The organism is Vibrio sp. 1288 (assembly GCF_033344475.1).
Genome location: NZ_JAWPOX010000691.1, coordinates 1 through 630, shown reverse-complemented (window position 1 = coordinate 630; position 630 = coordinate 1). Strand labels below are relative to the sequence as shown.

1 protein-coding gene is annotated in these 630 nt (G+C 47.0%); it reads right to left on the bottom strand.

Annotated elements, in window-relative coordinates; all coding sequences use genetic code 11:
- Positions 1–630: glycoside hydrolase family 1 protein (locus R8O11_RS28815; protein ID WP_318195069.1), on the bottom strand; the 630-nt coding region annotated here is incomplete at both ends.

The window sequence follows — 630 nt, the reverse complement described above, 5'->3', positions numbered from 1 at the left end:
ATTAATTCAACGCCATCAAGAATGGCTTCGTGCGCTTGCACTAGGTGATCGTTGAGGTAGGCAATGCGGTAGTCATCTTGAATTTCGCCATTTTCGTCAAATTCATCTCTCGCTCCCAAACCATTTTCCACGATAAAGAGCGGCTTTTGGTAGCGATCGTGCAAGAAGTTCAGCAAAATACGCAGACCTTTGGGATCGATCAACCAGCCCCATTGGCTCTTTTCCAAATATGGATTTGGCACGCTCTCAACAATATTGCCGACTTCCTTTTGTTTCGGATCCGCGCTCGCACAGCCACTGGCGTAGTAGCTGAAGGAGATAAAGTCGACACTGGCCGAGGCAATGTCTTCTAAATCGCCGTCTTGCATCTGAATTTCGATGCCATTTTCACGGAAATAGCGCTTCATATAACCAGGATACTGACCACGAGTTTGCACATCACCGAAGAACAACCACTTGTTGTTTTCATGCATGGCGGCTAACACATCATCAGGGTTGCAAGTGTATGGGTAGTTCATGGCACCCAGTAACATGTTGCCGATTCTGCCATTCGGTACAATTTTCTGGCACAGCTTCACCGCTTTAGCATTCGCCACCAATTGATGGTGAATCGCTTGGTAAATCTCTTGC